At 39.8% G+C, this 15,453-nt stretch carries 15 protein-coding genes; 14 read left to right on the top strand and 1 reads right to left on the bottom strand.

Annotated features, from left to right (window positions below):
• Window positions 1–5: 5 nt before the first annotated feature.
• The 14 genes from M997_RS16155 (at window position 6) to M997_RS16090 (ending at window position 14,290) form a co-directional block, all read left to right on the top strand.
• Window positions 6–1,454, top strand: a complete 1,449-nt coding sequence (locus M997_RS16155) for a hydrogenase 4 subunit D (RefSeq protein ID WP_064721144.1) — start codon at window positions 6–8, stop codon at window positions 1,452–1,454.
• A 12-nt stretch (window positions 1,455–1,466) separates the two neighbouring features.
• Window positions 1,467–2,117, top strand: coding sequence for a hydrogenase 4 membrane subunit (hyfE, locus tag M997_RS16150; RefSeq protein WP_064721143.1), 651 nt, complete (start codon window positions 1,467–1,469; stop codon window positions 2,115–2,117).
• Window positions 2,118–2,121: 4 nt separating this feature from the next.
• Window positions 2,122–3,690, top strand: a complete 1,569-nt coding sequence (locus M997_RS16145) for a hydrogenase 4 subunit F (protein WP_064721142.1) — start codon at window positions 2,122–2,124, stop codon at window positions 3,688–3,690.
• A gap of 1 nt (window position 3,691) precedes the next feature.
• Window positions 3,692–5,425, top strand: coding sequence for a hydrogenase large subunit (locus M997_RS16140; protein WP_064721141.1), 1,734 nt, complete (start codon window positions 3,692–3,694; stop codon window positions 5,423–5,425).
• Between the two features lie 11 nt (window positions 5,426–5,436).
• Window positions 5,437–5,991 (top strand): hydrogenase 4 subunit H, encoded by a 555-nt coding sequence (hyfH, locus tag M997_RS16135; protein WP_064721140.1) that lies wholly within the window; start codon window positions 5,437–5,439, stop codon window positions 5,989–5,991.
• Complete coding sequence (locus tag M997_RS16130) at window positions 5,988–6,770, top strand: NADH-quinone oxidoreductase subunit B family protein (RefSeq protein WP_064721139.1); 783 nt, start codon at window positions 5,988–5,990, stop codon at window positions 6,768–6,770. The genes hyfH and M997_RS16130 overlap by 4 nt, the downstream gene beginning before the upstream one ends.
• Window positions 6,763–7,173 carry a formate hydrogenlyase maturation HycH family protein gene (locus M997_RS16125; RefSeq protein ID WP_064721138.1) on the top strand — a complete coding sequence of 137 codons (411 nt, stop codon included), beginning with the start codon at window positions 6,763–6,765 and terminating at the stop codon, window positions 7,171–7,173. The genes M997_RS16130 and M997_RS16125 overlap by 8 nt, the downstream gene beginning before the upstream one ends.
• Window positions 7,170–7,667 carry a hydrogenase maturation peptidase HycI gene (hycI, locus tag M997_RS16120; RefSeq protein ID WP_064721137.1) on the top strand — a complete coding sequence of 166 codons (498 nt, stop codon included), beginning with the start codon at window positions 7,170–7,172 and terminating at the stop codon, window positions 7,665–7,667. Before M997_RS16125 ends, hycI begins: the two co-directional genes overlap by 4 nt.
• Before the next feature lie 389 nt (window positions 7,668–8,056).
• Window positions 8,057–9,049 carry a glycosyltransferase gene (locus tag M997_RS16115; protein WP_064721136.1) on the top strand — a complete coding sequence of 331 codons (993 nt, stop codon included), beginning with the start codon at window positions 8,057–8,059 and terminating at the stop codon, window positions 9,047–9,049.
• A gap of 386 nt (window positions 9,050–9,435) precedes the next feature.
• On the top strand, window positions 9,436–11,019 hold the full coding sequence (locus M997_RS16110; RefSeq protein ID WP_064721135.1) for an ABC transporter substrate-binding protein: 1,584 nt from the start codon (window positions 9,436–9,438) through the stop codon (window positions 11,017–11,019).
• Window positions 11,004–11,987 (top strand): ABC transporter permease, encoded by a 984-nt coding sequence (locus tag M997_RS16105; RefSeq protein ID WP_074379369.1) that lies wholly within the window; start codon window positions 11,004–11,006, stop codon window positions 11,985–11,987. The genes M997_RS16110 and M997_RS16105 overlap by 16 nt, the downstream gene beginning before the upstream one ends.
• Window positions 11,984–12,796 carry an ABC transporter permease gene (locus M997_RS16100; RefSeq protein ID WP_064721134.1) on the top strand — a complete coding sequence of 271 codons (813 nt, stop codon included), beginning with the start codon at window positions 11,984–11,986 and terminating at the stop codon, window positions 12,794–12,796. Before M997_RS16105 ends, M997_RS16100 begins: the two co-directional genes overlap by 4 nt.
• Window positions 12,790–13,581, top strand: a complete 792-nt coding sequence (locus tag M997_RS16095) for an ATP-binding cassette domain-containing protein (protein ID WP_064721133.1) — start codon at window positions 12,790–12,792, stop codon at window positions 13,579–13,581. The genes M997_RS16100 and M997_RS16095 overlap by 7 nt, the downstream gene beginning before the upstream one ends.
• Window positions 13,582–13,651: 70 nt before the next feature.
• Window positions 13,652–14,290, top strand: coding sequence for an ATP-binding cassette domain-containing protein (locus M997_RS16090; protein ID WP_064721132.1), 639 nt, complete (start codon window positions 13,652–13,654; stop codon window positions 14,288–14,290).
• 108 nt (window positions 14,291–14,398) lie between these two features.
• Here M997_RS16090 and M997_RS16085 read toward each other — a convergent pair.
• Window positions 14,399–15,453 (bottom strand): autotransporter domain-containing protein (locus M997_RS16085; RefSeq protein WP_248846341.1); only part of this gene is annotated, 1,055 nt, incomplete at its 5' end.

Genomic DNA, 15,453 nt, shown 5'->3' with positions numbered 1-15,453 from the left:
GAGCGATGATTACAATGGAAAATATAGCTCTTGCGACCTTACTCATCCCATTTGCGGGGGCGTTGATTACGTCCTTAATGCCAAATCGGATGGCGAAGTGGTTGTGTACACTGTTCGCACTGCTCGCAACACTCGGTACGGTTTTCCTTGGCTGGCAGTTTTTGGCTGAAGGCAAAGTTGATACCACAATTACGCTAGTACAATACGGTGATGTTGCACTGTTTGGTTTTACTATCGACCGTGTAAGTACCTTAATTGCGTTTGCTGTTGTGTTCTTAGGGTTGCTAGTTAGTTTCTACTCTACTGGTTATCTCACCAGTGGCAACCGTGAGCATCCACACGATGGTACTCGTCGCTATTACGCATTCTTATTAATCTTTATTGGCGCAATGGCGGGTTTAGTGCTTTCTTCGACTATTCTTGGTCAACTCCTGTTTTTTGAAATCACAGGGGGATGTTCTTGGGGACTAATCGGTTACTACCAATCGGATAAATCACTGCGTTCAGCGATGAAAGCGTTATTGATTACTCACGTTGCCTCTATTGGTCTTTATCTTGCTGCTGCGACTTTGTTTGTCAGCACCGGAAGCTTTGAGTTAACCGCTATCGCAACGCTTGATGAACCAACAAAACTGATTGTTTTCGGTGGCATTTTATTTGCTGCTTGGGGGAAATCAGCACAGTTACCATTACAAGCATGGTTACCTGATGCGATGGAAGCACCTACCCCTGTGAGTGCTTACTTACACGCTGCATCAATGGTTAAAGTTGGGGTATATATCTTTGCTCGTGCCATTCTTTCTGGCGGTGAGGTACCTCATATCATTGGTTGGGTGGGTATCACCATGGCAGTCATTACGCTGATTTATGGCTTTATGATGTATCTGCCACAAAAAGATATGAAACGCCTGTTGGCATGGTCAACCATTACCCAGCTTTCTTACATCTTCCTTGCGTTATCTATCTCTATCTTTGGACCTCGTGAAGCATTTAATGGTGGTGTTGCTTATATCTTTAACCATGCTTTTGCAAAAAGCTTATTCTTCTTAGTGGCTGGTGCGCTGAGTTATAGCTGTGGTACGCGCATGCTGCCGCGCTTAAGAGGGTTAATTAATAAGTATCCATTACTCGGTGTGGGTTTTTGTGTCGCCGCATTAGCGATAGCCGGTGTTCCACCTCTTAATGGCTTCTTCAGTAAATTCCCAATCTTTGCTGCCGGTTTTGAGTTATCGAGTGTTTTCTGGGTAATGACACCAATTATGGTGCTGGTACTGATTGAATCTGTAGCGAGTTTCACTTGGTTTATCTACTGGTTTGGTCGTGTTGTTCCTGGCAAACCAAGTAATGAAGTGGCAGAAGGACAACCTGTTCCTATTGCGATGCAAATCGTGATTGGTGTGCTGATTGTTATGTCTTTCTGTTCCAGTGTTATCGCGGTCACTTGGCTAGGATAAGGGAGATAAATCATGACTGGAGCTCTTATTGTAAATAATTTGGCGGGGTTAATGATGATAACCTCTCTGCTGGTTATTGGTGCGAAAAAGCCAATCGCCTCTTGTTGGTTCTATGCACTACAATCTTTTGTTTTGGTGATGATTTTTGTCACCTTGGCAAATACGCTAGATGCACATCAATTAACACTTTGGGCAATTACTGCCTTCTTTACTAAAGTTCTGCTAGTACCACTGATTATGGGATTCGCATTCCGTAAATTGTCCGATCCCAGTGCAAATGTGAGCGTGATTAGTCCGGCTCTATTGATGCTACTGGCGGCTGTTATCGTTATTTTATGCTGGTTTGTGGTTGAGCCAATTCAAATACCAATGGTTGTTGATTTGAAACCTGCGTTAGCCGTTTCATTGGGACACTTTATGTTAGGTCTGCTGTGTATCGTGACCCAGCGTAATATTCTAAAACAAGCCTTTGGTTACTGTTTAATGGAAAACGGCTCTCACTTAACCTTGGCATTATTAGCGTGGAGAGCACCTGAACTTGTGGAGATCGGTATCGCAACAGACGCAATTTTTGCGGTGATTGTGATGGCAGTTCTAGCTCGTAAGATTTACCGCACGCTCAACACACTGAACGTGGATCAACTGACCGCGCTGAAGGGGTGAGGAGATGAACCAAACAACCATGTTAACAATTTTAATGTTTGCACCGCTGGTATTTTCGATACTGGCATTTCTAAGCCCGTTATTAAAAGCTGGTGCTCGTCCTGTTGTGACTGGCATTCATGCGATAGGTATTACAGTACTGCTGGTTGCCGCACTGGGTACTGTGGCTGATGTAATGACTCATGGCGAGATATTGACAGCAGCAAATTGGGTTCATGTTGATAGCTTAGGTGCGTTGTTCCTTGTGATCTTGGGCATTATCGGCTTTTTAACGGGGCTTTATTCAATAGGTTATATGAATCATGAAGTCGATGAGGGTGAAATCTCTGTTCGTACTTTGTGTAATTATTATGGTTTTTTCCACCTCTTTTTATTCACCATGTTATTAGCTATCACCAGTAATAACTTGATTTTAATGTGGGCAGCAATAGAAGCGACAACGCTGAGTTCTGCATTCTTAGTGGGAATTTATGGCCAACGCTCTTCTTTAGAAGCTGCATGGAAATACATCATCATTTGTAGTGTGGGTGTTGCATTTGGTTTATTCGGTACGATTTTAGTTTATGCCAATGCCGCCAGTTTTATGCCAGATCCTGATCAAGCCATCTTCTGGACTGAAGTGCTGAAATATACCGATCAACTTGATCCTACATTAATGCACTTGGCCTTTGTCTTTATCTTAATCGGTTTTGGTACCAAAACAGGTTTATTCCCAATGCACGCATGGTTACCAGATGCACACAGTGAGGCGCCAAGCCCAGTGAGTGCGCTGTTATCTGCTGTTTTACTAAATTGTGCTCTGCTGATTATTATTCGTTACTACATCATTATTGATGCTGCAATTGGTACTGATTTCACTCGTAATTTACTTCTGATTTTCGGTTTCCTTTCTGTGGCTATCGCGGCGTTCTTTATTCTTATTCAGCGCGATATGAAACGTCTTTTAGCCTATTCCAGTGTGGAAAATATGGGGTTAATTGCCGTGGCTCTCGGTATTGGTGGACCAATTGGTATTCTTGCCGCTTTATTCCATACTTTAAACCACAGCTTAGCGAAAGCATTACTGTTCTGTGGCTCTGGTAACGTGCTGCTGAAATACGGCACAAGAGACTTAAATGTCGTTAAAGGTATGTTTAAAGTGATGCCATTTAGCGCTGCGTTATTTGCTGGTGGTGCATTAGCTTTAGGGGGAATGCCACCTTTCAACGTCTTTATCAGTGAATTTATGGTCGTGGTTGCGGGTTTAGCCGCAGGGCATATTGGTTTAACTATCCTATTATTATTGTTATTAACCGTGGTATTAGGTGGATTAGTTCGCATGGTTGCTAAAACCGTATTTGGTAAAAAACCAGATGCTGTAGCAAAAGGTGAGCTAGGTATTTTAACCACATTACCGATGGTCATTCTGATTGCACTCATGCTGTTAATGGGTACACACATTCCTAAGCCAGTCAGTGAATTACTGGAAAACGCGGCCAATATAGTGATGAATATCGATAACAGCGAATCACCCACTTATACATGGCCACAGGCTTTAATCAGCAATCAATCAACATCGGTTCAGGAGATGTAACGTGAGCTATCAAAATTATGTCAGTAGAAAAGAAGGAAAAGAACTCGGTGCAGGTTATGTTGCTAAAGTCCGGGAGAAATTTCCATCCGCCGTTCTTGATGAAGAGCGTCAAACCGCTGATCAATTGACGATAACAGTAAAAACGGAATCACTGCCTGAAGTGGTGGAATACCTGTATTACGGTTTAGGTGGTTGGTTACCTGTGTTATTTGGTAACGATGAACGTAGCTTAAATGGCGATTATGCCGTTTATTATGCATTATCAATGGAAGAGGGCGAGAAATGTTGGGTAGTAGTCAAAGCCCATGTTAGCCCGATTACTTTAGAATTCCCATCTGTCACTCCACGCGTTCCTGCTGCTGTTTGGGGTGAACGTGAAATTCGTGATATGTACGGTCTTATTCCCGTTGGTTTACCTGATGAACGTCGTTTAGTTTTACCTGATGATTGGCCAGATGAGATGTATCCACTGCGTAAAGATGCGATGGATTATCGTCAACGTCCAGCACCAACAACAGAAACAGAAACTTATCCGTTTATTAATGATGGTAAAAAAGATGCGCGTGTTGTGCCTATTGGTCCAATGCACATCACATCAGATGAACCAGGACACTTTCGCTTATTTGTTGATGGTGAAAACATTGTCGATGCAGATTACCGCATGTTCTATGTTCACCGTGGTATGGAAAAACTGGCTGAAACCCGAATGGGTTATAATGAAGTTACATTCTTATCAGACCGTGTTTGTGGTATTTGTGGCTTTACTCACAGTGTTGCGTATGTCACCTCTGTAGAAAATGCATTAGGCATCGAAGTGCCTCGTCGTGCTCATACGATTAGAACCATCTTGCTAGAAGTTGAACGTCTTCATAGTCACTTATTAAATATTGGCTTAGCTAGTCACTTTACTGGTTTTGATACTGGTTTTATGCAATTTTTCCGCATTCGTGAAAAATCAATGCAAATTGCAGAAATGCTGACTGGTGCACGTAAAACTTATGGTCTGAATTTAATTGGTGGTATTCGTCGCGATATCTTAAAAGACCAACGTCTAAAAACCATTATGTTAATCAGAGAGATGCGTCGTGAAGTCACTGAACTGGTTGATATTTTGTTATCTACGCCGAATATGGAGCAGCGTACAGTCGGTGTGGGTATTTTAGATAGAAAAGTTGCTCGTGACTTTAGTCCAGTAGGGCCAATGATCAGAGCCAGTGGTTTTAAACGTGATGTTCGTTTTGATCACCCATTTGCAGATTATGGCAATCTTCCATTAACACTATTTAGTTATGAAGGTGGCGATGTATTCTCTCGCGTGATGGTTCGTATCAAAGAAGTGCTTGATTCATTATCAATGATTGAATACGCACTGGATAACTTACCAGAGGGGCCATTGTTAACCGAAGGCTTTACTTATCAGCCTTACAAATTTGCACTTGGTTTTACTGAAGCACCACGCGGTGAGGATGTTCACTGGAGTATGTTGGGTGATAACCAAAAACTCTTCCGCTGGCGTTGTCGTGCTGCGACTTATGCTAATTGGCCTGTATTACGTTATATGTTGCAAGGAAATACTGTTTCTGATGCGCCATTAATTATTGGTAGCCTTGATCCTTGCTATTCCTGTACTGACAGGGTAACGCTCGTTGATGTGAAAAAACGTAAATCAAAAACAGTTTCTTATAAAGAAATTGAACGTTATAGCATTGAACGTAAAAATTCGCCGCTCAAGTGAGGGAATGAACGATGTTAAAATTGTTTAAAACCATTATTAAAACAGGCGAAGCAACGACAAAATATCCATTTAAGCCGCTGGATTTACCTGATGGTTTCAGAGGAAAGCCTGAGTATGATGCTCAGCAGTGTATTGTCTGTGGTGCGTGTACCGCGGCATGTCCTGCCAATGCATTAACGATGGAAAATAATCTGGAAACAGGTGAGCGTTACTGGCAACTATTTCTCGGTCGGTGTATTTACTGCGGTCGCTGTGAAGAGGTATGCCCAACAAGGGCCATTGTTTTATCGGATATGTTTGAAACCGCAGTAACTCAAAAATCGGATCTCTATATTAAAGGGACATTTAAATTATTGCGTTGCCGAGAGTGTCATCAGCCATTTACGCCAAAAAAATCTGTCGATTATGCTATGGCGCTGTTAGTGCACTCTGGTTGGGATGAAGAAACGGTGGAATCGATGCGTCCACAATTTGAAACCTGTCCTGACTGTAAGCGTAAACATAACTTGTTATCCGATGGCCAAGAAAATTTAAGTATGGGTAATATCGGGAGTACAAAAAAATGAGTCTACCAGAAATTACCGTAAATCATCATGTTAGCCAACCCATCACATTAAATGATCAGGTGAAAAAGCTGAAACAGACGTTGCTGAAAGATATTCAACGCTCAGCTTATGTCTACCGTGTCGACTGTGGTGGTTGTAATGGCTGTGAAATCGAAATTTTCTCAGCGATTACCCCCGTTTTTGACGCTGAACGTTTTGGTATTAAAGTCGTCGCATCTCCCCGTCATGCAGATATTTTATTATTTACTGGGGCCGTAACGCGCCAAATGCGTGTGCCTGCATTACGTGCTTATGAATCAGCACCCGATCCAAAAATTTGTATCTCTTATGGCGCATGTGGTTGTGGTGGCGGTATTTTTCACGATCTTTACTGCGTATGGGGTGGTAGTGAATCTATCGTTCCTATTGATGTATGGATCCCAGGTTGTCCTCCAACGCCTGCCGCAACAATTTATGGTTTTGCGGTTGCATTAGGTCTGCTTGATCAAAAACTAAAAGGTGTTTCACACACGGAAGTTGAAAACGAGCAAGCATCACTTATTTTGCCTTCGATCCCATTAGATGCGCGAGTTATGATTGAGCGCGAAGCTCGCCGCCTTGCGGGTTATTATCAAGGAAGACAAATCAGTGACCATTTCCTCACTTTACTTGATGGTGCAACTGTACAAGAGGTGAGTGGTAGAGTGGATGAATGGTTACGCCAAGCGAACGATCCTCGATTATCTGAGATTGTAAAACGACTGGTTCATTCATTAAGCCAAGGAGCAGCCCATGTCTGATGATGCAAATGTTTATTTTTGGTCGTTAAGACAGAAATTTGTTGATAGCGACGATGATGTGCCAGCAGAAGCCCAGCAAGTGATGTATTACTCGCTGGCAATAGGCCACCATGTTGGCATGATTGACTGCTTAAAAACGGAATTAATTTGCCCACTTGAAAAATATAAAGCATGGATTGCCCTTCTTCCTGAAGGCGAAGCAAAAAGAAAAATGCAAGGATTGCTGACGTTTGGTGAGATCAATATTAACTCTGAGCACACCCATCTATTAGCATTGGCGTTTGATCCTATCACTAAAAATGAGGATCCTATATTTAGTGAATGGAGCCAAAAATTAATTGATTTGCTGGGTGAAATTGTCGTTGAACCTGCTATTTATTTAATTGTGAAGAGAAAGCCATGAGTAAACAAATGACAGCGCCGAAGGTTGTGTTAACTGTTGGCAATAGCATGATGGGAGATGATGGTGCAGGGCCGCTATTAGCCGATTTAATGGAAACTAATCCTATTGAAGGATGGATTGTGATTAATGGTGGCAGTGCTCCAGAAAATGTCTCTTATCAAGTGAGGGAGTTACAACCTCAGTGCGTTGTCATTGTTGATGCGGCAGATATCGGTTTAAAACCGGGCGAAATCAGAGTAATAGATCCTGATTATATAGCGGAAATGTTTATTATGAGCACCCACAATATGCCGCTTAATTTTCTTATCGATCAATTAAAAGATGATATTCCAGATATTACATTTCTAGGAATACAGCCAGATCTGGTTGGATTTTATTATCCAATGACGGAAGCAGTAAAAAATGCCGTTGATGAAGTCTATCAAGGTATCAAGTCATGGCGAGTAGATTACTTTCCTGAACTTGAAGTTTGTGATGAAGATGAGAGTGAATAAATAAACAGTAGTACAGGTATCCACCTATAAATATAAAATAGAAACATCCGCATTTGCGGATGTTTTGCTATTTAAGGTATTTTTTTTAAAACTTAATAATGAATTAGAACTTAGTTTAAAAAATTATTTTAATAGATTTTAATTTATTGTTTTTAAATGAATAAAAATATAACTTTAAATAAGTATTATTATTTCATTAATCAAGGTTATAGATTTAATTAAGTTTAGATTAATTTATGCGGCTAGCTAGCATAAATTCAAATATTTATCTGAAAGCTAAATTAAGAACAAGGTAATTTTTCAACATTTCAAACGAATTAAACCTGTTATTCTCATGCGGAATATTTTTTAAGTGGTTATTATTTCAGCAAGAATAAAAGGTTTTTTATATGTCTCTCTTTGCCCCTCAATTGAGTATCATTGTTGCCATTTATAATGGAAGTCCGTTTTTACATAGTTTTTTCAATTATTTAAAAAATCAAAAGTTAGAAAGTTGGGAGCTTATACTTGTTGATGATGGCTCTGAAGATAATTCTCTTGATATTATTAATCAATGGAAGGGTAAATTTCCATCCGTTACTCTTTTAATTCAAAATAATCAGGGAGTTTCATCAGCACGTAATGCAGGATTTAATATTTCAAATGGTCAATATGTTGTTTTTCCAGATATTGATGATGTTATTGATTGCAAAATGTATGGCAGAATGCTTAAAGTTTCTCAAGAGGATAATTTAGACGTTTTAACCTGTAATGGGAATTATGTTTATGAAGATGGACGGCCTTCTAGGAAAATATTTCCCTCAAATCGATTAAGTACTACAGAGATATTAACCGGACCTCAGTGGCTAAAAATCGCGCTAGGCTCTAGAAAATTTTTGCATGTCACTTGGCTAAATATTTATCGTCGAGAGTTTTTATTAGCTCATGGCCATCGATTTGAACCCGGATTGCATCATCAAGATATTCCATGGACAACGGAGGTGCTACTTACGGCTAAACGAGTCAAATATATTGATGAGTGTTATTACAACTATTTTATTCACTCTGCTTCTGTTTCTCATACCAAACAGGATGACAGCATCCATGTTAGAACAATACATAATTATATGAAAATAGTAGAAATGTTGGATGCGATTAATATTAAGCATGAAAAAATTGCTAAAAGTATTAATGCTTGTTATTGGCAAATTGCGAAAGAAGGTCTAGGTATTATCCATTCTATTAATTGTATTCAGTCATCTGAAATTAAAAGCCAAATGGTTCAAGAGTTATTTGATCGAGGTATTTGGGCGTTAATTTGGAAAAATGCCAAGGATTTCAGATTACGTTGGCGTTTAGGACGACGCTATTTTAAATTAAGAAAGCTTCTCAATAATAAATAGGCGCATTAGGTGTTTTATTATTTTGGCAATAAGTAGAAGGGAAACAGATTAATAGAATATCGTAAAAATAACATTTTATTCTCTTTTATGCTCACCGATAAGGATCAGTATAAATTATATAACTTATTTACGAGAAAAATAATGTGGCCTCGCTAGAAGTTTGCCATAATGAGTCGTGTTGCTTAGTAAAAGTTTATGTAAAATCAATAAAGTGGCTAATATTATTCGAGTCTTTGAATGAAAAACTTTATGATATTGGCGACTAATTCTTTAGTCTGTGCGCGTTATTGCAGTACCTCATAATAACAACCATTACCTTATTTCAGCCTCTTCTTTTACTGATAGAGACTGGTGGTAAGTCATATCTAAAAAATCGGAGAATATTTATGTGTATTCGGTTTAGTTGGCGAAAATCATTAGTTGCACTAACTTGTTTAGCCGCATTTAGCACCCCTTTTACAGTATCTGCACAAACATTAAAATTAGCCATTGGTGAAGAGCCAACCGAGGGCTTTGATCCAATGCTAGGCTGGAGTCATGGTAGCTACTTATTACTTCATAGCCCATTATTAAAACAAAATGCAGATCTGACTTGGTATAGCAATATGCTAAAAGATTATCAGCCAAGTGAAGATGGTAAAACATGGAAACTGACACTGAAGCCAGATTTAAAATTCTCCGATGGTTTGCCATTAACAGCAAAAGATATTGTTTTCACTTATAACAATGCAGCAGCAAGTGGCGGTAAAGTGGATATGGGTAATTTCCTCACTGCAAAAGCAGATGATGATTTGCACGTTACCATCTCGCTAAAAGCACCACAAAGTACCTTCGTTAATGTATTAGGTTCGTTGGGTATTGTTTCCGCTGATAAATATGATGAAAAAACCTATGCACAAAAACCAATAGGTGCAGGCCCTTATCGTATGGTGAGTTTTCAGCCAGGACAGCAGCTAATAGTAGAGGCTAATCCTTATTATGCTGGACAGAAAAACGACTTTGAAAAACTGATTTTTGTCTTCCTTGATGAAGATGCTGCTTTTGCCGCGGCGCAAAGTGGGCAACTCGGTATTGTTCGTATTCCACCTGCAACGGCTGCAATTGCGAAAAACTTACCTAATATCAAATTATGGGAACGCCCAAGCGTTGAGAATAGGGGTATCGTTTTTCCAATGGTGAAATCCGGTGAAAAGAACGATTTAGGCTATGATATTGGTAATGATATCACCGCGGATATTGCTATTCGTAAAGCGATTAACTATGCCCTTGATCGCAAATTATTATCGGAACAAGTGCTCGATGGCTACGCTATTCCTGCTTATACCGGTGTAAAAGGGCTGCCTTGGGATCAAAGCGAAGCTGCATTTAAAGACGGTGATGTAGAGAAAGCCAAGCAAATTCTTGAAGATGCGGGCTGGAAGCTGAATAAAAATGGTATTCGTGAAAAAGACGGTTTAGAAGCCAAACTCACCTTATGGTATACCAGCGGTGATGCGACTCGTCGTGATTTAGCCGAGTCAATCCGTGCTTTAGTGCAACCCTTGGGTATTCAAATGGATCTAAAATCAGGCAGCTGGGATACCGTAGAGCGCTATATGCACTCCAATCCAACCCTATTTGGCTGGGGTAGTCTTGATCCGATGGAGTTGTATCATCACTACAGCACGAATGCCGCGGGTGTGGGTTATTACAATCCGGGCTATTACAAAAACCCTGAAGTTGAAAAGCATCTTCAAGCTGCATTGGATGCACATACATGGCAAGAAGCTGTACCTCATTGGAAAGCCGTGGAATGGGATGGCAAACAAGGCGTGGGTGTGAAAGGTGATGCCGCATGGGCATGGCTAATGAATGTTCAACATACTTATTTAACGGATCCTTGCATTGATTTAGGGACAGGCACACCAGAAATTCATGGCTCATGGTCATTATTAAATAGTGTAGATACTTGGAAGTGGACTTGTCAGTAATACGTCAAAGTGCGGGATTTTTCCTGCGGCTCTTATGCCTGCTGTTGGTAACAACAGCGGGTGTTTTTATTTTGTTAAGTTTTTCGCCTATTGATCCCATTAAGGCGTATATCGGCAGTGATTTGCTCAATGTGCCACCCGAGCAATATCCGCTGATTGCAGCTCGTTGGGGATTAGACCAACCTCTTTGGATGCGATTCTGGTATTGGTTTAGCCAGATTATTCAGGGGGATTTTGGCTATTCGATGCTTTATAACATGCCTGTGATTGATGTTATTCGAGAGCGTGCAGGGCCATCGTTTATTTTGCTATTTTCAGCATGGGTTTTTTCTGGTGCTATTGGTGTTTTAATGGGATTAGTGGCTGGGCGTTATCTTAACCGTTGGCCAGATAGAATAATTTCGACATTTTCTTATCTCTTGGCTTCATTACCCACATTTTGGGTTGGCTTATTATTATTGTCGCTATTTTCTGTCACCTTACATTGGGCACCAATTTGCTGTGCTTGGCCTATGGGAAGTAGTGCTGAAGCTGCAACGGTTAGTCAGCGGTTATCTCACCTTATTTTACCTATGATCGCACTTGGATTATTAGGTACTGGCAATATTGCACTTCACACCCGGGCTAAAGTTGCGGAAGTAATGGGGAGTGAGTTTATCCATTTTGCTAAAGCGCAAGGTGATAAAGGTTGGGCTATGATGATATTTCATGTTCTACGTCATGCCATTACACCTGCACTTTGCTTACAGTTTGCATCAATTGGTGAACTTCTTGGTGGCTCATTATTAGCTGAAAAAGTATTTGCTTATCCCGGTTTAGGACAAGCGACTGTCGATGCAGGATTACGTGGCGATATTCCACTGTTAATGGGCATTGTGGTTTTCAGTACTATTTTGATCTTTATTGGTAATACTATTTCTAATTCGTTATTGCGACGTATTAATAAAGGAATCTTACGAGACTCATGATTTACGACCCAAATAAGCCTCTATTGCGACTTTTATTAGTGACTCTCGCCTTGATTGGGTTGGTGTTGTATGGAATATCGGTTTCTCATACCGATATTGCAATGGATTTTTTGGCAAGAAATCAGGCGCCTTCTGAACAATATTGGTTCGGTACTGATAATCTCGGTCGTTCACTTTGGCTGCGCTGTTTTCAAGGTATGTTAAGTAGCTTAAATATCGGTTTAACCAGTGCTGTAGTGAGTGGATCGATAGCACTTATTTTTGCTGGTATTTCATCGATTAACTCATATTGTGATTTTCTGGTAAGAGGGATTGTTGATACCCTTTTAGCGTTACCGCATTTACTGTTGCTTATTCTAATTTGTTTTACGCTTGGCGGTGGTCAGCAAGGCGTTATTTGGGCTGTAGCATTAACTCACTGGCCTAAGTTAGCACTGATTTTACGTGGCGAAATTCAGCGAGTTCGTGAAGCCGATTATGTGATGTTGTCGCGTCGTATTGGTAATTCTCCATTTGAATGTGTGAGAAAACATTATCTGCCCATGCTATTGCCACAATGGATTGTTGGTACATTGCTGATGTTTCCGCATGCGGTATTACATAGTGCAGCATTAAGCTTTTTAGGTTTTGGACAAGCTGCGCATGAGCCTTCTTTGGGCTTGTTATTGGCTGATGCACTACGTTATTTAAGTACGGGTTCTTGGTGGATGGTGGTATTTCCGGGGTTAATTTTAATGTGTCTGGTATTGATATTTGATCAATTTGCCAAAGCGATGCAACAGCTTTGGTTAAGAGGTGCAGGATGTTAAGTTTTGAACAATTTTCCATTGATATTGCTCAGTTTCGTTGGTTAGGAAAACGCAGTTGGCAACCTTTACTGAAATCGATATCACTGGATATTAAACCCGGGAAAATGCTTGCTTTAGTTGGTGGAAGTGGAGAGGGGAAAAGCTTATTACTGCAAAGTGCGTTAGGGCTTTTGCCCGCTAATATGCGTGTTCGTGGTGCAATTAAATTAAACGGCCACACATTAACAGAAAGAGAGCTTATTGCTTATCGTGGCAATACTTTTTGTTATATTCCACAAGGTGTGACGGCATTAAATCCATTGATTTGTATCGGTGAGCAGCTTAGCCGTTCTGCGCGTTTAAGTGGTGCTGATATCACAACCGAAGATATTGTCGAGCAGCTTGGGCTTTATCATCTTTCTAGCTCATTAGTAAAAACCTATCCAGCGAAACTTTCTGGCGGAATGGCAAAGCGAATTTTGGCATGTAACGCGACATTATCTAACGCACAATATATATTGGCTGATGAAATAACATCGTGGCTTGATGACGAACACGCTAGCTTGCTATTAGGTCATTTGCGAGAACTATGTAATCAAGGTAAATCGGTGTTGTGGGTGACTCATGATCTTGCATTAGCGGCTCGTTTTGCTGATACGATAGCGGTGCTAAATCAGGGGGAGCTTAATGAAATTATTCCTGCCGTTTCACTCCATCATTATGAAGGCAGTGAATGGCTGAAAACACTGTGGAATGCGTTACCGGAGCAGCAGTTCTTATCTCAACATGAAACTTCACTAAACTAATTATTGCAGTCAGTTTATCTGTTTTATTTTTAAATATTTCAAGAAATAGATTATTACTGGAGTTATTCCTATGGCGCTTTTAGAGCTACAACAATTATCTGTTAAGCAAGCAGGTAAGCTGTTATGGCAAGACCTCTCGTTCTCTTTAGATGCCGGAGAGAGGTTAGGAATATCAGCACCTAGTGGAACGGGTAAAACAACGCTGGGGCGAGTATTAGCCCAGTGGCAAGCACCTACAAGTGGCAAAATTCTTTTTAATCAACAACCATTGCCGAGTAAAGGTTATTGCCCAATTCAGTTAGTGCCTCAACATCCAGATAAATGTTTTAATCCCTTTCGCGCTACAGGCGATAGCGTGCGTGATGCGTGGTGCCCTGATGAAAGTTGGTTTGAAAAATTAAAAATAAAATCAGAATGGTTATCGCGTAGGCCTAATGAATTATCTGGTGGTGAGTTAGCGCGCATTGCATTATTAAGGGCGCTTGATCCACGCACACAAATATTAATTGCTGATGAAGTCACTGCGCAATTAGATGCAAAAATTCAAGCTGAAATCTGGCAAGTATTAATTAATGAGAGCCTGCGTCGCCCTTTAAGTTTGATTATTTTTAGCCACAATAAAGCGCTTTTAGAAAAAGTATCAACCAAAGTTTGGTGGGTTGATAAAACAAAAGGTTTTTCTACAACAAGTGATTCACTGTTATTTTAATCAGATATTTTTCCACTTTAATCTCTTAATTTAATTCCTGAAAATGAAAAATCTTCCTACACATTAATGCATAGGAAGATCTGCTTTTATCTCATCAATGATTAAATATTAGAAGCGATAAGTATAATTAACACCAAACTGCATATCGTGATAACGATACTTTGTTATTTCCCAATTTGCTGATGTACCGACTAATGATTGTTTATCAATTTGATACGTTAATCCAATATTAGCGAATGGACGTCGTTTTAACTGTTTTTTATTTCCTGCATATTCAATATGTTGCTGGCCTAAATTTTTAATATGACTGCGGAAATCACGCTGTTGTTGCGATAATTGCCAGAACATACCCGCTTTTGTATTCAGTGTGAGGGATGGAGTTAATAAATAATCTAGATTTACGCCTAATTTAGCAGACAGAGCCTGCTCTTTTAGTTTTTCATAATGAGCGATAAATTTAGCACCTTCTGTCTCGCTATACGCAGATCGAGAAATTTCATTAAATGTAATACCTGCAAAAGGAGTTAATGTTAGTTCATTGGTTGCTGAGTATGGGTAATAGCCCTGCAACTCAATATGATAACCAGAAAGTTTAGCATTACCTTTACCCATTTCAGTGTCTTCTAACTGCTGACGTTCAATTGATACTTTACGATTTAAATAAGCGCCTTTTAAGGATAAATGTAATGCATTACTAATCAGTTCTTTATTTAAAGAAGGGATTAAATCAAGGCTAAAACCGATAAGCGGTAATGGATATCCTTGGTGTTGGTATCCTTTTGGTAATGATGAATATACATCTGTATCAATTGCTAACCCCATAACGAAAGGAACTCGATTAATATCAAAACGATAAGCACCACTTATTCCTGTTTGTGTTGCATTTGATTTATTCAAATTTTGATAATGGGTAAAGCCACTAATACAGGCTTTTTCATTACTAACAGAACAGATTGCAGATGTAAGATAACGCAGCTGCCCTTGTTGCATATCCATCAGTTTATAACCGTTTTCAGCCATTAATTGCATTGATTTATAAGTATTTTCAATGTCGATAGGTTTGCTGATAACAATTGATGGCTTGTTGTTTTCTTTTGTTAGTTGTTTAAATTCATCTTTTACAGAAGTTAATTCTTTATCTTGCTCAGTTTTTTCTTTCTCAG

The organism is Proteus hauseri ATCC 700826 (assembly GCF_001654965.1).
GTDB lineage: Bacteria > Pseudomonadota > Gammaproteobacteria > Enterobacterales > Enterobacteriaceae > Proteus > Proteus hauseri.
Note: the sequence above shows the minus strand (reverse complement) of the source record. Positions and strands in the feature narration are given on the sequence as shown.